The sequence below is a fragment of the Streptomyces pimonensis genome (assembly GCF_041380215.1).
In the GTDB taxonomy this organism is placed as follows: Bacteria; Actinomycetota; Actinomycetes; order Streptomycetales; family Streptomycetaceae; genus Streptomyces; species Streptomyces pimonensis.
The window spans coordinates 54,236-76,382 of the sequence record NZ_JAHWZY010000015.1; the positions used below are offsets into that span (position 1 = coordinate 54,236).

Sequence of the window (22,147 nt, forward strand, 5' to 3'; positions counted from 1 at the left end):
GGCGGTTCGGGGTGCCCCGATCGGGAACTTCGGGAGCACGAGCGGTGTATGACAGGTAGGACCCCGCCGCGTCGAAGGGACGAGATCGTGCAACGACGAGCCGTGACGGCCGTACTGGCCGCCGCCGCGCTCCTGCTGACCGCCGGCTGCTCCTCCGACGACGGAGCCCCGCCGGGCGCGGACGACAGCGCCTCCCCGACCGGTACGGCGGCGACGTCGTCCGCGTCGCCGGAGGGGAGCGCGGAAAGGACACCGCCCGCGAAGGGCTCGGTGAAGGTGGTCCGCACGGTGACCACGGGCCTGAGCTCCCCCTGGGGCCTGGCCCCGCTGGCCGACGGCGACCTGCTGGTCTCCTCCCGTGACGAGGCGACGATCACCCGGGTCGACGGGAGGACCGGCGAGAAGACCGAGGTGGGCGAGGTGCCCGGGGTGTCGCCGTCCGGCGAGGGCGGCCTGCTCGGCATCGCCCTCTCCCCCGACTACGCCTCGGACCGCATGATCTACGCGTACTTCACCTCGGCCTCCGACAACCGCATCGTCCGCATGGTCCACGACGAGGGGAAGCCGGCCGGCGAGCAGCTGGGCGCGCCGGACACGGTCTTCCGTGGCATCCCCAAGGGTGAGATCCACAACGGCGGCCGGATCGCCTTCGGCCCGGACAGGATGCTGTACGCGGGCACGGGCGAGAGCGGTGACACGGGTCTGTCCCAGGACAAGGAGTCCCTGGGCGGCAAGATCCTGCGGCTGACCCCGGAGGGCGAGCCGGCCCCGGGCAACCCGTTCCCCGACTCCGCGGTGTACTCGTACGGCCACCGCAATGTGCAGGGCCTGGCGTGGGACCGCAAGCAGCGGCTGTTCGCCTCGGAGTTCGGCCAGAACACCTGGGACGAGCTGAACGCGATCAGGCCGGGCGACAACTACGGCTGGCCGGAGGCGGAGGGCGAGTCGGACGACGGCGGCTTCCACGACCCGGTCCACCAGTGGAGCACCGACGAGGCCTCCCCCAGCGGCATCGCGCACGCCGAGGGCTCGGTCTGGATGGCGGGACTGCGCGGCGAGCGGCTGTGGCGCATCCCGCTGAAGGGCACGGAGACCTCGGCAGACCCGCAGGCCTTCCTGGAGGGCGAGTACGGCCGGCTGCGCACGGTGGCGGCGGCGGGCGACGGCAGGCTGTGGCTGGTCACCAGCAACATGGACGGTCGCGGCAACCCGAAGGAGGGGGACGACCGGATCCTGGAGCTGCAGGTGAGCTAGCCGCTCATTCCGCGTCGGCGCGCGGCGGCCACCGTGCCCAGCCGGCTGCCGGTGAGCGAGACGAGGCCGAGGGCCGCGGAGACGACCGCGGCGGCGCCCTGTCCGACGCCGGACGGGGCTCGGTCCTCGCTCCCCGGTGCGTCCCGCGTCGCTTCCGCTTCCGTCTCCGTGGCGTCGGCGTCGCCGGACCCGGTGGCGTCCGCCGCCGTCTCGTCGTGCGCGGTGCCGGCCTCGGTGTCGGTCCCGGTCCCGTCCACTGTCCTGGTTCCCATGCCCCGCACCGTACGGACGCCGTCTGAGAGTCCGCTCAACGCTCCTCGTGCGCCGCGCGCCACTCCGGGGCGAGCACGGACCACACCTCCAGGTCGTGGCGTACCCCGTGATGGAGGTGGGCCTCGCGGCGGACGCCGTCCCGGGTCATCCCGAGCCGGCGGGCGACGTCGATGCTCGGCCCGTTGCCGGACGCCGCGACCCATTCGACCCGGTGGATGCCGCGCCGCTCGACCGCCCAGTCGATGAGCACCCGCATCGCGCGGGTGACGAGCCCGCGCCCGGTGGCGGCGGGCTCCAGCCAGCAGCCCACCTCGCAGCTGCCGTTCGCGGCGTCGAAGTTCAGGGTGAGCACCCCGCCCACGAGCGTGTCGTCCAGCCACAGCCCGTGCAGCGAGGCCGTGTCCGCGGCGCGCCAGTCGGCGTAGCGCTGGAGCACCTCCCGGGCGCCGGTCACGTCCGTGGCCCTGGCGCCGAAGGGGACGTACTGGTTGATGAACTCCCGGCCCCGGTCCAGATGGGCCAGGAACTCCTCGGCGTGCCAGGGCTCCAGGGGGCGCAGTTCCGCTCCGTCGTCACCCAGTGGTATCGCGTACATCCCGTCGCTGCTCCTCCTCGGCCGGCACGTCCGCCGCCTCGGCGTCCGTGGTGGCGGCCAGCCTCTCATGGGCGGCACGGCCTCGGGCGGCCCGATGCCGACGCGCGGCACGATCCGGCCCAGCGGGCGCGGCAGCCACCCGTCGGCACCGCCGAGGAGGTGCATGAGGGCGGGGGCGAGCAGGGGGCGCAGGACGAAGGCGTCGAGGGCGGCGGCCGCGGCGAGCGCGACGCCGAGCATGGCGATCACGCGGTCGCCGGTGAGGACGAAGGCGAGGAAGACCGAGATCATGATCACGGCGGCGGAGTCGATCACCCGGCTGGTCTCGGCGGGGCCGACCCGGACGGCGCGCCGGTTGTCGCCGGTCTCCGGCCATTCCTCGTACCTCCGGCTCACCAGGAAGACCTGGTGGTCCATGGAGAGCACGAAGAGGACGGAGACCATGATCACGGGCAGGAAGGGATCGATCGGACCTCCCGCGCCGAGGCCCAGTACGTCACTGCCCCAGCCCCACTGGAAGATCGCGACGACGGCGCCGAACGTGGCGGCGACTGCGGCCACGTTCATCGCGGCGGCCTCCAGCGGGACGGCGAGCGAGCGGAAGCCCACCAGGAGCAGCAGACAGCCCAGGCCGATCACGACACCGACGAAGAGGGGCAGCTTGTCGACGATGACGTCGTACCCGGCCGTCACGCCACCGACGCGCACGTCGGGCGAGGTGCCCGTCCCGGCCCGCGGCAGCACGTCCTCGCGCAGCCGGTCGACCAGGTCACTGGTCCGCTTCGACTGCGGGGACGGCTCCGGTACGACGGTGAGGTACGCGGTGTCGCCGCCCGTGCCGTAGGTCGCCTCCCGCTCGGCGCCTTCGGCCCGAGTGTCCGGGCCGGTCCGGAATCGACACGTCCGCTCATGGCGCGCGAGCGCGGCGCCCTGGGCCAAAAATCCGGATGCGGGAGCACGGGGACGGCTGCTAGCATCCGCCGGTCCGACGTTCCGCGGCAGTCCGCCGCCGACCGAAGCAGGTGCTTCGATGCTTGTCCGCCCGGTCTCCGACGCGTCCCCTTCCCTCTTCACGGCCCCGAGGAGCCCGTTCACCGATGCCGGACATCACACCGAACACCCCGCACGAGGATCTCGCTAGCCGCATCGCCCTGCCCCGGTACCCCCGCAGCAGCGCCTACGACGCCCGCTGGGCCGTCGACAACCAGATGGGCCCGCACGCGCTGTGGCTGCTGGAGTGGCTCGCCCCGGCCCTCGGCCTCGACGCCCTGCGCCCCGGCGCACGCGTGCTCGACCTGGGCTGCGGACGCGCCATGACGTCGGTCTTCCTGGCCAGGGAGTACGACGTCCAGGTCACCGCGGCCGACCTGTGGATCAAGCCGGACGACAACGCGCGCCGCATCGCCGAGGCGGGCGTCGCCGACCGGGTCTTCCCGGTCCTCGCCGAGGCGCACGACCTGCCCTTCGGCGAGGAGAGCTTCGACGCGATCGTCTCCGTCGACGCGTACCAGTACTTCGGCACCGACGACCTGTACCTGCCGACGCTGGCCCGGCTGCTGAAGCCCGGCGGCCGGATCGGGGTCGTCGTCCCGGCGCTGACCGAGGAGATCGGGGGCAGCGAACCACCGGAGCACATGAAGCCCTTCTGGGACCCCGCGTTCTGGTGCTTCCACAGCCCCGCCTGGTGGCGCCGCCACTGGACCCGCAGCGGGGCCGTGGAGGTCGAGACGGCCGACTGGCTGGAGGACGGCTGGCGGGAGTGGCTGCTCTGGTGCGACGTCGTCCACGAGGAGAGCAGGGAGGAGTTCCACGTGCGGACGAGCCGGGAGAGCGCGGAGATGCTCCGCGCGGACCGGGGCCGCACGCTGGGCTTCGCACGCGTGGTGGGCAGCCGCCGCTGACCGCGTGACGGCACGACCTCATGAGGGAGGGGGCGCATCGAACCCGATGCGCCCCCTCCCGTCGCCTTCGGGGATCAGCCCTCGTCGACGCCCAGCTTCTGAAGGATCAGTTCCTTCACGCGGGCCGCGTCCGCCTGCCCGCGCGTGGCCTTCATGACCGCGCCGACCAGGGCGCCGGCCGCGGCCACCTTGCCACCGCGGATCTTGTCCGCGATGCCCGGGTTGCCGGCGATGGCCTCGTCGACGGCGGTGCCCAGGGCACCCTCGTCGGAGACGACCTTCAGACCGCGCCTGTCGACCACCTCGTCCGGGGTGCCCTCGCCGGCGAGGACGCCCTCGATGACCTGACGGGCCAGCTTGTCGTTCAGATCGCCCTTCACGACCAGCTCGGCGACCCGGGCCACCTGCTCCGGGGTGATCGCCAGCTCGTCGAGCCCCTTGCCGGACTCGTTGGCGGCGCGGGCCAGCTCGCCCATCCACCACTTGCGGGCGGACGCCGCGTCGGCTCCGGCGTCGATCGTGGCGACGATCGGGTCCAGCGCACCGGCGTTCAGGATGGCCTGCATGTCGGTGCCGGAGACGCCCCACTCCTCGCGGAGCCGGTTGCGGCGCACCAGCGGCAGCTCTGGCAGGGCGGAGCGGATCTCCTCGACCCACTCCCGGGACGGGGCGACCGGCACCAGGTCGGGCTCCGGGAAGTACCGGTAGTCCTCGGCCTCCTCCTTCACGCGGCCCGAGGTCGTGGACCCCGTGTCCTCGTGGAAGTGGCGGGTCTCCTGGACGATCGTGCCGCCGGAGGAGAGCACGGCGGCGTGCCGCTGGATCTCGAAGCGGGCCGCGCGCTCCACGGACCGCAGCGAGTTCACGTTCTTGGTCTCGGAGCGGGTGCCGAACTTCTCGGCGCCGTGGGGGCGCAGCGACAGGTTGACGTCGCAGCGCATCTGGCCCATCTCCATGCGGGCCTCGGACACGCCGAGCGCCCGGATGAGCTCGCGCAGCTCACGGACGTAGGCCCGCGCGACCTCGGGGGCGCGCTCGCCCGCTCCCTCGATCGGCTTGGTGACGATCTCGATCAGCGGGATGCCGGCGCGGTTGTAGTCCAGCAGCGAGTGGGACGCGCCGTGGATGCGGCCGGTGGCACCGCCGACGTGCGTCGACTTGCCGGTGTCCTCCTCCATGTGGGCGCGCTCGATCTGCACCCGGAAGGTCTCCCCGTCCTCCAGCTGCACGTCGAGGTAGCCGTCGAAGGCGATCGGCTCGTCGTACTGGGAGGTCTGGAAGTTCTTGGGCATGTCCGGGTAGAAGTAGTTCTTCCGGGCGAAGCGGCACCACTCGGCGATCTCGCAGTTCAGCGCGAGACCGATTCTGATCGCCGACTCGACGCCGGTCGCGTTGACGACCGGGAGCGCGCCGGGCATGCCGAGGCAGACGGGACAGGTCTGGGTGTTCGGGGCGGCGCCGAGCGCCGTCGAGCAGCCGCAGAACATCTTGGTGTTGGTGCCGAGTTCGACATGGACCTCTAGGCCCATGACGGGGTCGTACGACGCCAGCGCGTCCTCGTACGACACCAGGTCAGTCGTGGTGGTCACGGTGAAACTTCCCTCTCAGCCCAGCAGGACGTCGTCGTCGCCGAGGCTCTTCAGCTCGCGGTAGAGGATGGCGAGGTTGGTGACGACCGCGGCGCCGGTGACGACGGCGTCGAGCAGCCGCAGCGTGTCGTTCTCGCCACGCGCCTTCTTGATCTGCTTGTACACACCGACGGCGCCGAACGCCGAGGTGGCCATGGAGACGTACAGACCGGACTTGGACTTCTTGAAGCCCATGGCCTTGGACAGGGCGCTCACAGCGACGGTGCCTCCTCGATCAGCGGGTGGCCCCACTTTTCCACGAAGGCGGCCTCGACGGCGGCGCCGACCTTGTAGAGCCGGTCGTCCTTCATGGCGGGGGCGATGATCTGCAGACCCACCGGCAGGTCGTCCTCCGGGGCGAGGCCGCAGGGCAGCGACATGGCCGCGTTGCCGGCCAGGTTGGTGGGGATGGTGCACAGGTCGGCGAGGTACATCGCCATCGGGTCGTCGGCGCGCTCGCCGATCGGGAAGGCGGTGGTCGGGGTCGTCGGGGAGACGATCACGTCGACCTGCTCGAACGCCTGCTCGAACTCCTGCTTGATGAGGGTGCGGACCTTCTGGGCGCTGCCGTAGTACGCGTCGTAGTAGCCGGAGCTGAGCGCGTACGTGCCGAGCATGATGCGGCGCTTGACCTCGTCGCCGAAGCCGGCCTCACGGGTCAGCGAGGTGACCTCCTCGGCGGAGCGCGTGCCGTCGTCGCCGGTCCGCAGGCCGTAGCGCAGGCCGTCGAAGCGGGCGAGGTTGGAGGAGCACTCGGAGGGCGCGATCAGGTAGTACGCGGAGAGCGCCAGGTCGAAGGAGGGGCAGTCCAGCTCGACGACCTCGGCGCCCAGCTCCTTGAGCAGCTCGACGGACTCGTCGAACCGCTGGACGACACCGGCCTGGTACCCCTCACCGCGGAACTGCTTGACGACGCCGACGCGCATGCCGGCGACGCTGCCGTTGCGGGCGGCCTCGACGACCGGCGGGACCGGGGCGTCGATGGAGGTGGAGTCCATCGGGTCGTGCCCGGCGATCACCTCGTGCAGCAGGGCCGCGTCCAGGACCGTACGGGCGCAGGGACCGCCCTGGTCCAGAGAGCTGGAGAAGGCGACCATGCCGTACCGGGAGACGGCGCCGTACGTCGGCTTCACGCCGACGGTGCCGGTGACGGCGGCCGGCTGGCGGATGGAACCGCCGGTGTCGGTGCCGATGGCGAGCGGGGCCTGGAAGGAGGCGAGCGCGGCGGACGAACCACCGCCGGACCCTCCCGGGATCCTGGTCAGGTCCCACGGGTTGCCGGTCGGCCCGTAGGCGCTGTTCTCGGTGCTGGACCCCATGGCGAACTCGTCCATGTTGGTCTTGCCGAGGATGACGACGTCGGCGGCCTTCAGCCGCTTGGTGAGCGTCGCGTCGTACGGCGGGATCCAGCCCTCGAGGATCCTGGAACCGACGGTGGTCGGGATGCCCTCGGTGGTGAAGATGTCCTTGAGCGCGAGCGGGACGCCGGCCAGCGGACCGAGCTTCTCGCCGCGGGCCCGCTTCTCGTCGACGGCGCGCGCCTGGGCGAGGGCGCCCTCGCGGTCGACGTGCAGGAAGGCGTGCACCTTCTCGTCGACGGCCTCGATCCGGGCAAGGTGCGCCTCGGTGACCTCTACGGCCGTGAGCTCACCGGAGGCGATCTTCTCGGCGGTCTCGGCGGCGGTGAGCCTGATGATGTGATCGCTCATGGCGGGTTACTCCTCCCCCAGGATCTGCGGCACCTTGAAACGCTGCTGCTCCTGGGCCGGGGCGCCGGAGAGCGCCTGCTCGGGGGTGAGCGAGGGACGGACCTCGTCCGCGCGCATGACGTTCGTCAGCGGGAGCGGGTGCGAGGTCGGCGGTACGTCTTGGTCGGCGACCTCGCTGACGCGGGCGACCGCGCCGATGATGTCGTCGAGCTGGCCCGCGAAGTGGTCGAGCTCTTCGGGCTTCAGCTCCAGACGCGCCAGCCGGGCGAGGTGGGCGACCTCCTCGCGCGTAATGCCAGGCATGCAGCGATCCTCTGGGGTGAGTGTGTGTGGTTTGGGGCCAATCCTATGGGGCGGCGGGCCGTGCCCGTGAAACCCTTTCCGGGGACCCGCCCCGTCGGCCGCCGTACGGCGTTTCCCCGGCCCGCGGGCGATGCCCCTCGTTGCCGCTGAGCGGGGTGGCTCTGCAGCCCGGCGCCCCTCGTCGGTGCGGGCCGGATGAGGTTCACGCGGCCCGGCGCCTTGCGGGGTGCCCCGCGGGCGCTGTCACGTGGCCCGGCGCCTTGCCGGCGCCCCGCGCCGGTATGGACCGGGGGGTCGCGCGCCCGGCGCTCACGGGCTGCCGTCGCGCCCACCCGTGCCGCCCTGCGGCACGACCGCCCGCGGGAGCGGCGGCAGGCGGCCGCGTACGGCGGGAAGGGGACGGGGCGGGGGCGCCCGCCCGCAGCGGCCGGCGCGTCCGCGCCCCGTCGGAGGAACGTGATCCGCGCCGGTCCGAGGACGGACACCCCCGACACGGCCCCGCCCCACCCACCGACCACAGGCACCACCCGACCCCCCGCCGGACCGAACCCTGCGCCGCAAGCACAGAAACCCGCACCCGGCGCGGGCTATTCGTCGGCCGCGGTCGTCGCGGCCGGGAGCGCGGCGGCCGGGCGCTGCCAGCCGCGGGAACCGCGGGCCAGCAGCCAGGCCGTGGTCTCCTCCGGCGGCATCGCCGCGGCCACCAGCCAGCCCTGCACCGCGTCGCAGCGGAGATCGCGCAGCCGCTCCCACGTCTCGTCGTCCTCCACCCCCTCGGCGACGACGAGCAGCCCCAGGGAATGCGCCAGGTCGATGGTGCAGCGCACGATCTCCGCGTCCTCGGCGTCCAGGGCCAGCCGGGCCACGAACGACCGGTCGATCTTCAGCTCGCTCACCGGCAGCCGCCGCAGATGCACCAACGACGAGTACCCCGTGCCGAAGTCGTCCAGCGACATCTTCACCCCGTGCCCGGTCAACGCGTTCAACGTGTCGGCCGCACGCTGCGGATCCTCCAGCAGCACGTGCTCGGTGATCTCCAGCTGCAGCGCCCCCGCCGGCACCCCGTGCCGGGCCAGCCGCGCCGCCACGGAGCCCGCGAAACCGGGCGTGTGCACATCGCGCGGGGACACGTTCACGGCGACCGGGACGAACAGCCCCTGGGCGCGCCACTGTGCGACCTGCCCCAGCGCGGTCTCCAGCACGTACTCGGTGAGGTGCGGCATCAGCCCGGACGACTCGGCGATCGCTATGAACTCGTCCGGCGGCACCTTCCCCCGCTCCGGATGCACCCACCGCACCAGCGCCTCGAGCCCCGCGACCTGCCCGTCGAAGCGGACCTTCGGCTGGTAGTGCAGCTGCACCTCACGGGCGTCCAGCGCCCGCCGCAGATCCCCCAGCAGTCCCAGCCGGTCAGGGGTGTTGGAGTCCCGCTTGGACTCGTACGCCTCGACCCCCGTACGGTCCCGCTTCGCCTGGTACATCGCCACGTCCGCCCGCCGCAACAGCCCCTCCGCGTCGTCCGCGTGGTCGGGGAAGACGGCGACCCCCGCACTCGCCTCCAGGACGAGGGTGAGCCCGTCGAGGTCGAGCGGGGAACCGAGGGCGGCGACGAGGCCGCGGGCGACGCGGGTCGCGGACGTCGTGGAGTCGGCGACGGGCAGTAAGACGGCGAACTCGTCACCGCCGAGCCGCGCGGCCTCCGCCCCGCGCGGCAGGGCGAGTCTGAGCCGGTCGGCTATCTGCAGCAGCAGCCGGTCGCCGGCGAGATGACCGAGGGTGTCGTTGACCGACCGGAACCGGTCCAGGTCGATCAGCATGAGTGCGGCACGGGCGCCGATCCGCTCGGCGTCGTCCAGCGCGGTCCAGATGCGTTCCAGCAGCCACTGCCGGTTGGGCAGCCCGGTCAGCGGATCGCGCAACTGCTCCTCGGCCCGCGCGCGGGCTATCCACAGGGTGGAGTCGAGGGCGATCAGCGGAATGGAGAAGAGCGGCAGCAGCACCGGCTTGGCGACCGCGACCACGCACACCAGGGGCGCTATGCCGAGCAGGGCGACCGCGACGAGCCCCTGCCGGAGCAGAGCGGTGCGGGCCGCGGTGGGCAGCCCCGCGCGCGGGGTGTGCAGGTACCAGAACAGCGTGCGCGTGACCACGAGATACGTGACGGCGGCCAGCACCACCCCCGGCGCGGTGTACACCGTCCAGGTGTCCGGAGTCGACGGCGACTCGACGGACGGCACCCAGCCGAACGCGGCCAGCACCAGCGCGCCGGCGCCGATGCCGAGCAGGTCCACCGCACCGTGCAGCACGCCCTGTCGCCAGCGGCCCCGCCGGGCCGTGCCGACCAGCACGACGACCGTGAGGCTGACCATCCCGGCCGGGAGCCAGCCGTACAGCAGCAGCACCGCGAGGGTGAGGGCGGCGCCGGAACCCGTGCCGCCCCACCACCGGGAGCGGCCCAGCATCACCAGATGGCCGACGATGATTCCGGTCAGCACGGCCAGGGACCAGCCGACGGCCCCGGACGGGAAGAGCGCGTGTCCTCCGGTGAACGCCCGCAGGAAGCCGGCCCCCAGCACGAACCCGGCGGCGGCGACGACCGCCGTCGGCAACGCGGGCCAGGACGGGTGCCGTTCCGTGTCCGCCTCGGACAGCTCGGCCAGCCCGGGACCGCGCCCGACGATCGGCTGCCCGGCACCGCGCACGTCCGCACCGCGCGCAGCCGTCCCGCGCACGTCCGCGGTACGCGCTCCGGTGCGCGCCGTCGCGCCCGGTCGTCCCGCGGGCCGCCCGTCCCCACGGCCGCGCCGCCATGCGACCGCCATGCGACGCAGACGCGGCCGTGAGCCCGGGGCGGCGCTCTCGGTCGGTTCCATTCCCGTCCCTCTCCCAGCCGGCGGTGCCCACGCCACGCGGCCCGATGCCCGACGACCCTCAGCGGCTCCGCGTTGGAAAGCCCTTACCCCCGACCCCTCACGAGTACGGGGCTGCCCCGACCGCAGCTGGGCACGGCAGGCGCACATCTCAACAGTAGGCCGCACAGGGCCTGCACGGGCACCGGTCGCCGACGGTTGCCCGAATGCGCCCCACTCACCCGTATGCATCTGGTATGCGCCGATCGGGCGGACTTCAACCGCTACTCCTCGGCCGAGAGAGCGACCTCCGCCGCGGCCTCCGGGCCCTGTCCGAGGAGGACGGCAAAGCCGTCCTCGCTCAGAACCGGAACCTTGAGCTGCATGGCCTTGTCATATTTCGTCCCGGGGTTGTCCCCCACGACGACGAACGACGTCTTCTTCGAGACGGACCCGGTCACCTTCGCCCCCCGGCTCTGCAGCGCCTCCTTCGCGCCGTCCCGGGTGAAGTTCTCCAGGGTCCCGGTCACCACGACGGTGAGCCCTTCCAGCGGACGCGGCCCCTCGTCCTCCCCCGAGCTCTCCTCCTCCATCCGTACGCCGGCCGCCCTCCACTTGCGGATGATCTCGCGGTGCCAGTCCTCGGCGAACCACTCCTTCACGGAGGCGGCGATGATGTCGCCGACCCCCTCGGTCTCCGCCAGCTCCTTCTCCGTGGCCTGCTCGATGCGGTCGACGGAGCGGAACTCACGGGCCAGCGCCTCTGCCGCGACCGGCCCGACATGACGGATCGACAGGCCGGTCAGCACGCGCGCCAGCGGACGCTCCTTGGCCGCCGCGATGTTCGCCAGCATCGCGACCGCGTTCTTCCTCGGTTCGCCCTCCTGGTTGGCGAAGACGGTGGCGATCTTCTCCTCGCCGGTCTTCGGGTCCCGCTTGGGCAGCCCGCTGTCCTGGTCGAGGACGTACGCCTTGATGGGCAGCAACCGGTCGACGGTGAGGTCGAACAGGTCCCCTTCGTCCTTCAGCGGCGGCTCCTCCGGCTCCAGCGGCCGGGTCAGCGCCGCCGCGGCGACATAGCCGAAGTGCTCGATGTCCAGCGCCTTGCGCCCGGCCAGGTAGAACAGCCGCTCCCGCAACTGGGCCGGGCACGTGCGGGCGTTGGGGCAGCGCAGGTCGACGTCGCCCTCCTTCATCGGCCTGAGCGGCGTACCGCACTCGGGGCACTCGGCCGGCATCACGAACTCCCGCTCGCTGCCGTCGCGCAGGTCGGCGACCGGGCCGAGGATCTCGGGGATGACGTCACCGGCCTTGCGCAGCACCACCGTGTCGCCGATGAGGACGCCCTTGGCCTTGACCACGTCCTGGTTGTGCAGTGTGGCGAACTCGACCTCGGACCCGGCCACCGTGACCGGTTCGACCTGGGCGTACGGCGTGACCCTGCCCGTGCGTCCCACGCCCACACGGATGTTGACCAGCTTGGTGTTGACCTCCTCGGGCGCGTACTTGTACGCGATGGCCCAGCGCGGGGCGCGCGAGGTGGTGCCGAGACGGCCCTGGAGCGGGATCTCGTCGAGCTTGACGACGACGCCGTCGATCTCGTGCGCCACGGAGTGCCGGTTCTCGCCGTAGTGCGCGATGAACTCCCGTACGCCCTCGAGGTCGTCGACCACCCTGTTGTGCGGGGAGGTCGGAAGCCCCCAGGTCTTCAGCAGGTCGTAGCCCTGGGAGAGGCGGGTCATGCCCTGGTAGCCCTCCAGGACGCCGATGCCGTGCACCACCATGTGCAGCGGGCGGGTGGCGGTGACCCGGGGGTCCTTCTGCCGCAGTGAACCGGCCGCCGCGTTGCGCGGGTTGGCGAACGGCTTGTCGCCGGCCGCGTTCAACCGCGCGTTGAGCTCCTGGAACTTCTCCATCGGGAAGTAGACCTCGCCGCGGATCTCCACGAGGTCGGGCACCTCGTCGCCCTTCAGCCGGTCCGGGATCTCGGCGATGGTGCGCACGTTGGGCGTGATGTCCTCACCGGTGCGGCCGTCGCCGCGGGTCGCCGCGCGGACGAGCCGGCCCTTCTCGTAGGTGAGGTTGACGGCGAGGCCGTCGACCTTCAGCTCGCACAGGAAGTGGAACTTCTGCGTGCCCAGTTCCCGGTGGATGCGCTCCGCCCAGGCGGCGAGGTCGTCGTCGTTGAAGGTGTTGTCGAGGGAGAGCATGCGCGAGCGGTGCTCGACGGAGGTGAACTCCGTCTCGTACGCCCCGGCGACCTTCTGGGTCGGCGAGTCGGGGGTGCGCAGCTCGGGATGCTCCTCCTCCAGCGCCTCCAGTTCGCGCAGCAGCCGGTCGAAGTCGGCGTCGCTGATGACGGGGGCGTCGTTCACGTAGTACCGGAAGCGGTGCTCCTCGATCTGCTCAGCGAGCGTGGCGTGCTTCTCCCGTGCCTCGGCGGGCACGCTCGTCGTCTCCGCTTGCTTGTCGCCGGCCACCGTGTGTCCTCCCGTTACTCTGGGTTGTCCGCGAGTGATCTCGCCGCCAGGACGCAATGGGCGAGGGCCCTGCGCGCGTACTCCGGGGAGGCCCCCGCGAGTCCGCACGCCGGAGTGAGCGTGACCGCTTCCGGGAGGAGTCCCGGCCGCAGCCCCAGCCTGCGCCAGAGCGTCCTGACACCCATGACGCTACCTCCCGGGTCCGACAACGGGCCGTCCGTGCCCGGGACGACACCGGCGAACAGCCTGGTCCCGCTCTCCACCGCTTCCCCGATCACCTCGTCGTCACGCTCGGTGAGGAGGGAGAAGTCGAAGGAGACCGCCGCCGCGCCCGCCCGGCGCAGCAGGGCGAACGGGACGTCCGGTGCGCACGAGTGGACCACGACGGGACCGCCGTCGTGCACCCCGACGACGTCCCGCAGCGTGGCCTCGACGATCTGCCGGTCCACCGCGCGGTGGGTGCGGTAGCCGCTGGCGGTCCTCACCTGTCCGCGCAGCACGGCGGTGAGGGAGGGTTCGTCGAGCTGCAGGACGATCTGTGCGCCGGGGACGCGCCGCCGGACCTCGGCGAGGTGCAGGCGCAGCCCCTCGGCGAGCGAGGCGGCGAGGTCGCGGCAGGCGCCGGGATCGGAGAGGGTGGCCTCGCCGTTCCTCAGCTCCAGGGCGGCGGCGAGTGTCCACGGGCCGACCGCCTGGACCTTCAGCCGGCCCTGGTACTCCTGGGTGAACTCCTCCAGCGCGTCGAGGTCCTCGCCGAGCCAGGAGCGGGCGCGCCTGGTGTCGCGGCCCGGGCGGTCGCCGAGGCGCCAACCGCTGGGCTCGACGCGGGCGTAGAGCTCGACGAGCAGGCCGGCGGTGCGGCCGATCATGTCCGCGCCGGGGCCGCGGGCGGGGAGTTCGGGGAGGTGGGGGAAGGTCTCGAAGCTGCCGGTGACCGTTCTGGCGGCCTCGCGGGCGTCCCCGCCCGGCATGGAGCCGATGCCGGTGGCGGGGCCGAAACTGAACTGGCTGTTTTCGCTCACCCGTAGAGCGTACGGAGGTTTTCCGCCCCCGGCGCCCCTGCCCGCCCCTCCCCCGGGGGGCGCCGCCCCCGGCCCCCCCGCTCCTCGGGGGCCGGAGGGGCCGGCCCTCACCGCCCCGGTCGGACCGTCAGGTCGTTGATCTCCGCGTCGGCCGGCAGGTCGAGGGCCGTCACGATCGTCGTGGCGACCGACTCGGGGTCGATCCACCTGGCCGGGTCGTACTCCTTGCCCTCCTGCTGGTGGACCCTGGCCTGCATGGGGCTGGCCGTGCGGCCGGGGTAGACCGAGGTGACGCGGACGCCGCCCGCGTGCTCCTCCTCGCGCAGGGAGTCGGCGAGGGCCTTGAGACCGTGCTTGGAGGCGGCGTAGGCGGACCAGCCGGCGTGGGCGCTCAGGCCGGCGCCGGAGTTGACGAAGATCACGTGACCCCGGCTCGCGCGGAGCTGGGGCAGGAAGTGGCGGGTCAGCTCGGCGGGGGCGATCAGGTTGACGTCGAGCTGGTGCCGCCAGGTCCTCGGGGTCAGCTCGCCGACCGGTCCGAGGTCGACCACGCCGGCGATGTGGAGGAGGGAGTCCACCCGGTCCGGGAGCGACTGGTGGGAGAAGGCCCAGGAGAGCCTGTCCGGGTCCGCCAGGTCCCCGACGAGGGTGCGGGCGCCGGGGAACCGGGCCGCCAGTTCCTTCGCCCGGCCCGCGTCGCGAGCGTGCAGGACGAGTTCGTCCCCGCGTGCGTGCAGGCGGCGGGCGACGGCCTCGCCGATGCCGGAGCCCGCTCCGGTGATCACATGTGTAGCCATGTCCGCCATGCTCGCATCACCGGGCGGTCACTCCACGCCCAGGCTCTCCTCCAGGTGGGCCAGCGCGCCCACCGGCTCCTCGGCGAAGAACACCAGGTCGGTCAGCGGGCGGGGCAGGAAGCCCTCGTCCTCCATGCGGCGGAACTGCTCCTTGAGGCCGTCGTAGAAGCCCGCGGTGTTGAGCAGGACCACCGGCTTCTCGGTGTGCCCGTGCTTCTTCAGCTCCAGGATCTCGGTCGCCTCGTCGAGGGTGCCGGTGCCGCCGACCATGACGACCACCGCGTCGGCCTTCTCCAGCAGCAGCCGCTTGCGCTCGGCGAGATCCCCGGCGATCACCATCTCGTCGACGCCGTCGCGGGCCTTCGCCGCGAGGAACTCCACGGAGACGCCGCAGAGCCGGCCGCCCGCCTCCTCCACGCCGTCGGCGACGACCTTCATCAGGCCGGTGTCCGAACCGCCCCACACCAGCGTGTGACCGCCCTTGCCGAGCAGCCGCCCGAACTCCCGCGCGGGGCGTGTGTAGCGTTCGTCGAGGTCGGCGGCGGAGAGGAAGACACAGATGTTCACGGACCCACAGTACGGGCCCGGTCGGACATCACGGTCAGCCGCATCTTCGACTGCCGGTGCGGCAGCCTCTCCCAGTCGTCCATGAACCGGGCGGCGAGGCCGTGGCAGGCGGCCAGTTCCACCAGCGTCTCCGTCCGGTAGTAGAAGTCCTCGTGCAGCACCTGGTGCTCCTCGCCCTCCGTGCGGTCGAAGGTGAAGTCGAAGAACCCGCCGGGCGCGAGCACCCTCCCGACGTGCGCGAAGCACTCCTCGACGACGTGCCGGGGCGAGTGCGAGAAGACGCTGTGCGCGTGGACGACGTCGAAGTGCCCGTCGGGCAGGAAGGCGAAGGTGAGGTCGTCCGCCAGGGTGAGGTACGGCATCCTGGCCTGGAGTCCGTCGCGTACGAGGGTGTCCTGGGCGGCGAGCAGGATGTGCGGCGAGATGTCGATGCCATAGTAGTGGCCGGGTTCCAGGTGGCCGATGAAGAGGCGTCCCGCGCGCAGGTTGCCGCAGCCGATCTCCAGCATCCGGTGGTGCGGCTCCAGACCGTGCCGCAGCAGGTAGTCGAACTGCATCCGGCCGATGCGCGCCCACTGCTCGCGCGAGGGGTTGTGGCCGACCGCCGCCTCGGTGCTGCGGGCCGCGTCGGAGGCCATCACCGCGCGGTAGTAGGCGATGTGGTCGCGGTGGAGCAGCCGCAGCCAGGTGTCGCGCAACGCGCGCCGCGCGTGGGCGGGGACGCGCCGCGGGTGGCGCAGGGCGTAGCCGGCCCGGTGACCGAGGGTGCCGCGGTTCCGGCCGGTGTCCTTGGCTCCCATGGATCCTCCTCCGGGTCCTCGGGAAGAAGTCCGCTTCAGGGTGCGCTGTACCCGTGGAGTCGGCCACCCGAGGAGGACGATCGTGACCACAGGCCACCGCATCACCATCGAGAAGAGCGACCGGCACGTGCGCGTGGTGCACGGCGGGCAGGTGCTGGCGGAGAGCGACCGGACGCTGGTGCTGCGCGAGACGGGCTGTCCCGCGCGGTACTACATCCCGCCCCAGGACGTACGGCTGGACCTGCTGACGCCCTCCGCAACGCACACGCACTGCCCCTTCAAGGGCACCGCGTCCTACTGGTCGCTGCCGGGCTCGGCGGATCTGGTCTGGGCGTACCCGGAGCCGAAGCCGGAGGTCACGCGGATCAAGGACCACCTCTGCTTCTCCGAGGTGGAAGTCGGCTGATCAGGTGAACGGGTGGTGATGGTCGAACGCGCCGCCCGCCTCACCGATGAACGCCGCCCCGTGCGGCAGTCTGGCGTGACATGGACAAGAACATCTCTTCGCGTGACGGCACCTCCCTGGCGTACGAGAGCGCCGGGCGGGGCGCCACGATCGTTCTCGTCAGCGGCGCGATGTCGACGGGCGGCACGGTGGCCCCGCTGGCGGCCCGCCTCTCGGAGGGGTTCCGGGTGGTCGTGTACGACCGCCGGGGCCGGGGCGGCAGCGGGGACACGGCGCCGTACGCGGTGGAGCGCGAGGTCGAGGACCTGGCGGCGCTGATCGAGGCGGTGGGCGGCGCGGCCGCGCTGTACGGCGTCTCCTCGGGCGGCGCGCTGGCGCTCAGGGCGGCGGCGAGCGGACTCCCGGTGCACCACGTCGCCGTGTACGAGACACCGTACGCGATGTCGTCCGACGCCCTGGAGGAGCGCGCGCGGTACACCGAGCGGCTGACGGCGGCGCTCGCCGAGGGGCGGCGCGGGGACGCGGTGGAGCTGTTCCTGCGGCTGACCGGCCTCGGCGAGGACGTCATCCAGGGCGCGCGGCAGTCACCGATGTGGGCCGGGATGGAGTCGATCGCACCGAGCCTCGCGTACGACGACGCCGTGATGGGCGACGGGAGCGTGCCGCGCGGGCTGCTGGCGTCGGTCCGCGTCCCGGTGCTGTCGATCGCGGGCGACGCGAGCCCGGCGTGGATGCGCGAGGCCGCGCGGGCGATCGCGCAGTCCGTCCCCCGGGGCACGTGCCGCACCCTGGGAGGCCAGACCCACATGGTGGAACCGGACGTCCTGGCGCCGGTGCTGGCGGAGTTCTTCAGAGGGTGAGGCCGGCCGTGCGGCCGTCGGGGGCCGGGTCGTGCCGGATGCGCCCGGCGGGCAGCCCGAGTGCGGCGAGGCGCCGGACCACCGCGGTGATCATGGCGGGTGGGCCGCTGACATACGCGACGTGCCCGGTGAAGTCGCCGTGCCGGGTGATTGCCGCGTCGACGGTGCCGTGCTCGGACGGGGCGGCGCCGCCCTCGGTCACCCGGACCACCCGCAGCCAGGGGCAGCGCTTCTCCAGCCGGGCGAGGGCCGGCGCGTCGTACAGCTCGTCGGCGGTGCGGACGCCGAGGAACAGGTGCGCCGAGCGGCCCGGGGTACGACGCGCGGCCAGGTCCTCCAGCAGCGCCCTGGCCGTGGCCCAGCCGGTGCCGCCGGCCACGATCAGCACGTCCTGCGCGAGGGGGTCGTCCAGGGTCGTGGTGCCCTGGGCCGGGCCCAGCAGCAGGGTGTCGCCGACGTCGGTGCCGGTCACGAGGGCGTCGCTCACACCGCCGGGACCGGTGCGTCGCACGTGGAACTCCAGCTCGCCGTCGGTCCCGGGCACGCCGGCCGGGGTGTACGGACGCCAGGTGTGCGGCAGCAGCGGGCTCTGCAGCCTCGCGTACTGGCCGGGCCGGCAGGGGTACGGCTCGGACGGGCGGACGCGTAGAACGGCGAGGTCCGGGCGGCGGCGCCGGTGATACGTCACCGTGCCGCTCCAGTAGGACGGTTCGCGGAGCGCGTCGTCCGCGCCGCGCACCATGGCCGCGGCGGCGAACCGCGCCATGCGCAGCCACGCACCCGTGACGTCGCCGCCGAGCCGTCCCCCGGCCTGCCGCTGCAGCGCCTCCAGGAGCGCCTCCTCGAACACCTCGTAGTGCACCGGGAGCACGCCGAGTTTGCGGTGGTCGCGGCCGAGGCGGGTGAAGAAGGCGGTCGCCTCGTCGGGGCGGCCGAGGTTCTCGATCAGGTACCGGAGGGCCCGCTCCAGGTGGGCCATCTGGAACTCCATCGACGCGGGGAACAGCTGCCTCAGGTACGGGTGCCGCTCGAACATGGCGTCGTAGAGGTGGCCGATGAGCGCGCCGAAGGGCGTGACCTGCGCCAGGTTCCGAACGATCACCTCCTGGTCGGCGGGCCCGGCAAGGACGGCCCGGAGGCCGGCCGCCGCGGTGGCCGGGGAGGCGTGTGGTGCCCCGTGCCCGGCGGGGGCACGCAGCCGGGCACGCAGGCGCATGGCCTCCTGGCGGGCGAGCAGGCTGTGGTAGTCGGTGGTCACGCGCCCACCCGCCACGTGCTCCGGGCGGGAGACACCGGGGAGGCGGCTGGGGCGGGGACGGCTGTGCGGGGCATCGCGGCGTTTCCTGTCGGCTCTGTGTCATGGTGCGTGCGCCCCGGCCGGTGGACGGCGTCGCAACGGGACCGGCGGGCGCGTCCGCATCACACCACGGCGGGCGGCGGGCGGGGCGCCGCCGACGGTCCCCTTCAACAGGGCCGAAGGACCTTGGTCCGCAGCCGTGCCTCAGACCGCCGGGGTCGCTTCCCCGGCCCGCACCGTCGAGGCGATGGTCGCCGAGCCGACCACGCGGGTGCCGTCGTACAGGACGATCGCCTGGCCGGGGGCGACGCCGCGGACGGGCTCGGTGAACGACACCTCCAGGGACCCGTCGACGAGTTCCGCCGTCACCTCGGTCTCGCCTCCGTGGGCGCGCAGCTGGGCGGTGTAGGTGCCGGGGCCGGTGGGGGCGGCGCCGCACCAGCGGGGCCTGACCGCGGTGAGGGCGGTGACGTCGAGGGCCGCGGCGGGGCCGACGGTGACCGTGTTGGTCACCGGAGAGATGTCGAGGACGTAGCGGGGCTTGCCGTCGGGGGCGGGGGTGCCGATCCGCAGGCCCTTGCGCTGGCCGATGGTGAAGCCGTAGGCGCCCTCGTGGGTGCCGACCTTGGCGCCGGACTCGTCGACGATGTCCCCCTCCGCCCTGCCGAGGCGGCCGGCGAGGAAGCCCCGGGTGTCACCGTCGGCGATGAAGCAGATGTCGTGCGAGTCGGGCTTCTTGGCGACGGCCAGTCCCCTGCGCTCGGCCTCCGCGCGGATCTCCTCCTTGGTGGTGACCGTGTCGCCGAGGGGGAACATGGCGTGGGCGAGCTGGCGGTCGTCGAGCACGCCGAGGACGTAGCTCTGGTCCTTGGCCGTGTCGGAGGCGCGGTGCAGCTCGCGGGTGCCGTCCTCGCGCAGGATCACCTGGGCGTAGTGGCCGGTGCAGACCGCGTCGAAGCCGAGCGCCAGCGCCTTGTCCAGCAGGGCGGCGAACTTGATCTTCTCGTTGCAGCGCAGGCACGGGTTGGGGGTGCGGCCGGCCTCGTACTCGGCGACGAAGTCCTCGACGACGTCCTCGCGGAAGCGGTCGGCGAGGTCCCACACGTAGAACGGGATGCCGATGACGTCGGCGGCGCGGCGGGCGTCGCGCGAGTCCTCGATGGTGCAGCAGCCCCGCGCCCCGGTACGGAACGACTGCGGGTTCGCGGAGAGCGCGAGGTGGACGCCGGTCACGTCGTGGCCCGCTTCGGCCGCGCGGGCGGCGGCGACGGCGGAGTCGACTCCGCCGGACATGGCGGCCAGGACGCGGAGGGGGCGGGAGCGCTGCGAGGTGTCAGTCATAACCCCTCCAGGGTACGGGGCCCGGGAACCACGGCCGCCGGGTATCCGTTCAGGATCATGTGGGGACGAGAAGAGCATCCGCGGACGGGGACCGGCGCATCGGGCGGCGGGCCCTGATCGTGGGCGGGGCGGCGACAGCGGCGGGCGCGGCGGTGCTGGCGCGGGACGAGCTGGCGCGGTGGTGGTGGCGCGTGCCCGGGATCGAGAAACCGCGTGAGCAGGGCGCCGTCGACTACACGGGCGCCCGCTGGGTGGCGGCCTCGGACGCCAACTGGCGGCGTGCGGACCGGCCGGACGACTTCGGCGTCGACATGGTGATCGTCCACGTCACCCAGGGCAGCTTCGACAGTGCGGTGCAGGCGTTCAAGAACCCGGAGCACAAGGCCGCCTCGCACTACATCGTGGGCCAGGACGGCCGCGTCGCCCAGATGATCCGCGAGCTGGACGTGGCGTACCACGCGGGCAACCGCGACTACAACGAGCGCAGCGTCGGCATCGAGCACGAGGGGTTCGTGGACCGCCCCGAGGACTTCACGGACGAGATGTACGCGGCCTCGGCCCGCCTCACGGCCCGCATATGCGCCCGCTACGACATACCCGTCGACCGCGACCACGTCATTGGCCACGTCGAGGTCCCGGGCACGGACCACACCGACCCGGGCCCGCACTGGGACTGGGACCGCTACATGAAGCTGGTCCGGCGGGCCCGTACGGCGCAGGCGGACACCGGCCCCTCCGGCTCCCCGTCGGCCACGGCGGGCTAGGTCAGTCCCGCCGCCCGGGCCCGTTCCACCGCCGGGCCGATGGCCTTGGCCACGGCCTCCACGTCGGCCTCCGTGGAGGTGTGCCCCAGGGAGAAGCGGAGGGTGCCGCGGGCCAGGTCGGGATCGACCCCGGTCGCCAGGAGGACGTGGCTGGGCTGGGCGACGCCGGCGGTGCAGGCGGAGCCGGTGGAGCACTCGATGCCCTGGGCGTCCAGGAGGAGCAGCAGGGAGTCGCCCTCGCAGCCGGGGAAGGTGAAGTGCGCATTGGCCGGAAGACGCCCCCCGGGCGTGGGGTCGCCGCCGAGGACGGCGTCCGGCACGGCCTCGCGGACCGCGGCGACCAGATCGTCGCGCAGCCTCCCGATCTCACGGGCGAACCACTCCCGCTGCTCGGCGGCGAGCCGTCCGGCCGTCGCGAAGGAGGCGATGGCGGGGACGTCGAGGGTGCCGGAGCGGACGTGGCGTTCCTGGCCGCCGCCGTGCAGGACGGGCACGGGGGTGTGCTCACGGCCCAGGAGCAGCGCGCCGATGCCGTACGGCCCGCCGATCTTGTGGCCGGACACGGTCATCGCGGCGAGTCCCGACGCGGCGAAGTCCACCGGGAGCTGTCCGAAGGCCTGGACCGCGTCGGAGTGCAGCGGCACATCGAACTCGGCGGCCGTCTCGGCGAGCTCGCGGACCGGCAGGATCGTCCCGATCTCGTTGTTGGCCCACATGACGGTGGCGAGGGCGACGTCGTCGGGGTTGCGGGCGATGGCCTCGCGCAGGGCGTCCGGATGCACCCGGCCGTGGGGGTCGACCGGCAGGTACTCGACGGTGGCGCCCTCGTGCTCGCCGAGCCAGTGGACGGCGTCGAGGACGGCGTGGTGCTCGACGGGGCTGGCGAGGACCCGGGTGCGGGCCGGGTCCGCGTCGCGGCGGGACCAGTACAGGCCCTTCACGGCGAGGTTGTCGGCCTCGGTTCCGCCGGAGGTGAAGACGATCTCGCTGGGCCGGGCGCCGAGCGCCTCGGCGAGGGTCTCGCGGGCCTCCTCGACGGTGCGCCGGGCGCGGCGGCCGGCCGCGTGGAGGGAGGAGGCGTTGCCGGTGACGCCCAGGTGCGCGGCGAGTGCCTCGACTGCCTCGGGGAGCATCGGGGTGGTCGCGGCGTGGTCGAGGTAAGCCATGGTGGAGCCGATTCTACGGGGCCCCGTGCACCGGCCACGGAGCACGGTCGGCCAGGGTGCGGCATCCGCTCGCAAGCTCCACGAGACCGCGCTGTCCACCTGCGTGAACGCCGCGGGACCGGGTGTGCGCACTGA

At 72.9% G+C, this 22,147-nt stretch carries 20 protein-coding genes and 1 pseudogene; 5 read left to right on the forward strand and 16 right to left on the reverse strand.

What is annotated here, in order from left to right:
* Positions 1-48 precede the first annotated feature (48 nt).
* Positions 49-1,254: a PQQ-dependent sugar dehydrogenase gene (locus KYY02_RS16970; protein ID WP_371238793.1), complete on the forward strand. Its 1,206-nt coding sequence runs from the start codon at positions 49-51 to the stop codon at positions 1,252-1,254.
* Here the strand turns inward: KYY02_RS16970 and KYY02_RS16975 are convergent.
* From KYY02_RS16975 to KYY02_RS16985, 3 genes and pseudogenes are all read right to left on the reverse strand, one after another.
* Positions 1,251-1,526 (reverse strand): hypothetical protein, encoded by a 276-nt coding sequence (locus KYY02_RS16975; RefSeq protein ID WP_371238794.1) that lies wholly within the window; start codon positions 1,524-1,526, stop codon positions 1,251-1,253. The two genes, KYY02_RS16970 and KYY02_RS16975, sit on opposite strands and share 4 nt — an antisense overlap.
* Positions 1,527-1,561: 35 nt before the next feature.
* A complete protein-coding gene (locus KYY02_RS16980) occupies positions 1,562-2,191 on the reverse strand; it encodes a GNAT family N-acetyltransferase (RefSeq protein WP_371238795.1) in 630 nt (209 codons plus the stop codon).
* Positions 2,100-2,968 (reverse strand): annotated as a pseudogene (locus KYY02_RS16985) (MMPL family transporter); the annotation flags it as partial. The gene KYY02_RS16980 and the pseudogene KYY02_RS16985, both read right to left, overlap by 92 nt.
* 251 nt (positions 2,969-3,219) lie before the next feature.
* On the opposite strand from KYY02_RS16985, the gene KYY02_RS16990 reads away from it, so the two are divergent.
* A complete protein-coding gene (locus KYY02_RS16990) occupies positions 3,220-4,023 on the forward strand; it encodes an SAM-dependent methyltransferase (RefSeq protein WP_371238796.1) in 804 nt (267 codons plus the stop codon).
* A gap of 74 nt (positions 4,024-4,097) precedes the next feature.
* Here KYY02_RS16990 and gatB read toward each other — a convergent pair whose 3' ends face one another.
* From gatB to KYY02_RS17040, 10 genes are all read right to left on the reverse strand, one after another.
* A complete protein-coding gene (gene gatB, locus KYY02_RS16995; RefSeq protein ID WP_371238797.1) occupies positions 4,098-5,612 on the reverse strand; it encodes an Asp-tRNA(Asn)/Glu-tRNA(Gln) amidotransferase subunit GatB in 1,515 nt (504 codons plus the stop codon).
* Positions 5,613-5,627: 15 nt separating this feature from the next.
* The gene (locus tag KYY02_RS17000; protein WP_371238798.1) at positions 5,628-5,867 is read right to left on the reverse strand and encodes a hypothetical protein; all 240 of its coding nucleotides are present in this window, start codon (positions 5,865-5,867) and stop codon (positions 5,628-5,630) included.
* Positions 5,864-7,360, reverse strand: a complete 1,497-nt coding sequence (gatA, locus tag KYY02_RS17005; protein ID WP_371238799.1) for an Asp-tRNA(Asn)/Glu-tRNA(Gln) amidotransferase subunit GatA — start codon at positions 7,358-7,360, stop codon at positions 5,864-5,866. Before gatA ends, KYY02_RS17000 begins: the two co-directional genes overlap by 4 nt.
* 6 nt (positions 7,361-7,366) lie before the next feature.
* Positions 7,367-7,663, reverse strand: a complete 297-nt coding sequence (gatC, locus tag KYY02_RS17010; protein WP_006130840.1) for an Asp-tRNA(Asn)/Glu-tRNA(Gln) amidotransferase subunit GatC — start codon at positions 7,661-7,663, stop codon at positions 7,367-7,369.
* Positions 7,664-8,250: 587 nt separating this feature from the next.
* Complete coding sequence (locus KYY02_RS17015) at positions 8,251-10,536, reverse strand: putative bifunctional diguanylate cyclase/phosphodiesterase (protein ID WP_371238800.1); 2,286 nt, start codon at positions 10,534-10,536, stop codon at positions 8,251-8,253.
* 260 nt (positions 10,537-10,796) lie between these two features.
* Positions 10,797-12,992, reverse strand: coding sequence for an NAD-dependent DNA ligase LigA (gene ligA, locus KYY02_RS17020; protein ID WP_371238801.1), 2,196 nt, complete (start codon positions 12,990-12,992; stop codon positions 10,797-10,799).
* Positions 12,993-13,006: 14 nt separating this feature from the next.
* On the reverse strand, positions 13,007-14,014 hold the full coding sequence (locus KYY02_RS17025; RefSeq protein ID WP_371238802.1) for a methionine synthase: 1,008 nt from the start codon (positions 14,012-14,014) through the stop codon (positions 13,007-13,009).
* Between the two features lie 107 nt (positions 14,015-14,121).
* On the reverse strand, positions 14,122-14,820 hold the full coding sequence (locus tag KYY02_RS17030) for an SDR family oxidoreductase (RefSeq protein WP_371238803.1): 699 nt from the start codon (positions 14,818-14,820) through the stop codon (positions 14,122-14,124).
* Positions 14,821-14,838: 18 nt separating this feature from the next.
* Entirely contained in the window at positions 14,839-15,378 is a 540-nt protein-coding gene (locus tag KYY02_RS17035) for an LOG family protein (RefSeq protein WP_371238804.1), read from the reverse strand.
* Positions 15,375-16,178, reverse strand: a complete 804-nt coding sequence (locus tag KYY02_RS17040; protein WP_371238805.1) for a class I SAM-dependent methyltransferase — start codon at positions 16,176-16,178, stop codon at positions 15,375-15,377. The genes KYY02_RS17035 and KYY02_RS17040 overlap by 4 nt, the downstream gene beginning before the upstream one ends.
* 82 nt (positions 16,179-16,260) lie before the next feature.
* Here KYY02_RS17040 and KYY02_RS17045 point away from each other — a divergent pair, with 82 nt between their 5' ends.
* Positions 16,261-16,584: a DUF427 domain-containing protein gene (locus tag KYY02_RS17045; RefSeq protein ID WP_371238806.1), complete on the forward strand. Its 324-nt coding sequence runs from the start codon at positions 16,261-16,263 to the stop codon at positions 16,582-16,584.
* An 80-nt stretch (positions 16,585-16,664) separates the two neighbouring features.
* Entirely contained in the window at positions 16,665-17,444 is a 780-nt protein-coding gene (locus tag KYY02_RS17050; protein WP_371238807.1) for an alpha/beta fold hydrolase, read from the forward strand.
* Here the strand turns inward: KYY02_RS17050 and KYY02_RS17055 are convergent.
* Complete coding sequence (locus tag KYY02_RS17055) at positions 17,434-18,702, reverse strand: globin domain-containing protein (protein ID WP_371238808.1); 1,269 nt, start codon at positions 18,700-18,702, stop codon at positions 17,434-17,436. The genes KYY02_RS17050 and KYY02_RS17055 overlap by 11 nt on opposite strands.
* Positions 18,703-18,945: 243 nt before the next feature.
* Entirely contained in the window at positions 18,946-20,082 is a 1,137-nt protein-coding gene (gene mnmA / locus KYY02_RS17060; protein WP_371238809.1) for a tRNA 2-thiouridine(34) synthase MnmA, read from the reverse strand.
* A gap of 59 nt (positions 20,083-20,141) precedes the next feature.
* Here mnmA and KYY02_RS17065 point away from each other — a divergent pair, with 59 nt between their 5' ends.
* Positions 20,142-20,846, forward strand: a complete 705-nt coding sequence (locus KYY02_RS17065) for an N-acetylmuramoyl-L-alanine amidase (protein WP_371238810.1) — start codon at positions 20,142-20,144, stop codon at positions 20,844-20,846.
* On the opposite strand, the gene KYY02_RS17070 is transcribed toward KYY02_RS17065, so the two are convergent.
* A complete protein-coding gene (locus tag KYY02_RS17070; protein WP_371238811.1) occupies positions 20,843-22,012 on the reverse strand; it encodes a cysteine desulfurase family protein in 1,170 nt (389 codons plus the stop codon). The two genes, KYY02_RS17065 and KYY02_RS17070, sit on opposite strands and share 4 nt — an antisense overlap.
* Positions 22,013-22,147: the final 135 nt, after the last annotated feature.

Bases quoted from the DNA above. Each gene is read 5' to 3' on its own strand.
- KYY02_RS17030 (WP_371238803.1), bottom strand. From the start codon at position 14,820: ATGGCGGACATGGCTACACATGTGATCACCGGAGCGGGCTCCGGCATC.
- KYY02_RS16975 (WP_371238794.1), bottom strand. From the start codon at position 1,526: ATGGGAACCAGGACAGTGGACGGGACCGGGACCGACACCGAGGCCGGC.
- gatA (WP_371238799.1), bottom strand. From the start codon at position 7,360: ATGAGCGATCACATCATCAGGCTCACCGCCGCCGAGACCGCCGAGAAG.
- KYY02_RS17040 (WP_371238805.1), bottom strand. From the start codon at position 16,178: ATGGGAGCCAAGGACACCGGCCGGAACCGCGGCACCCTCGGTCACCGG.
- KYY02_RS16990 (WP_371238796.1), top strand. From the start codon at position 3,220: ATGCCGGACATCACACCGAACACCCCGCACGAGGATCTCGCTAGCCGC.
- mnmA (WP_371238809.1), bottom strand. From the start codon at position 20,082: ATGACTGACACCTCGCAGCGCTCCCGCCCCCTCCGCGTCCTGGCCGCC.
- gatC (WP_006130840.1), bottom strand. From the start codon at position 7,663: ATGCCTGGCATTACGCGCGAGGAGGTCGCCCACCTCGCCCGGCTGGCG.
- KYY02_RS17070 (WP_371238811.1), bottom strand. From the start codon at position 22,012: ATGGCTTACCTCGACCACGCCGCGACCACCCCGATGCTCCCCGAGGCA.
- KYY02_RS16970 (WP_371238793.1), top strand. From the start codon at position 49: ATGACAGGTAGGACCCCGCCGCGTCGAAGGGACGAGATCGTGCAACGA.
- KYY02_RS17050 (WP_371238807.1), top strand. From the start codon at position 16,665: ATGGACAAGAACATCTCTTCGCGTGACGGCACCTCCCTGGCGTACGAG.
- KYY02_RS17015 (WP_371238800.1), bottom strand. From the start codon at position 10,536: ATGGAACCGACCGAGAGCGCCGCCCCGGGCTCACGGCCGCGTCTGCGT.
- KYY02_RS16980 (WP_371238795.1), bottom strand. From the start codon at position 2,191: ATGAGAGGCTGGCCGCCACCACGGACGCCGAGGCGGCGGACGTGCCGG.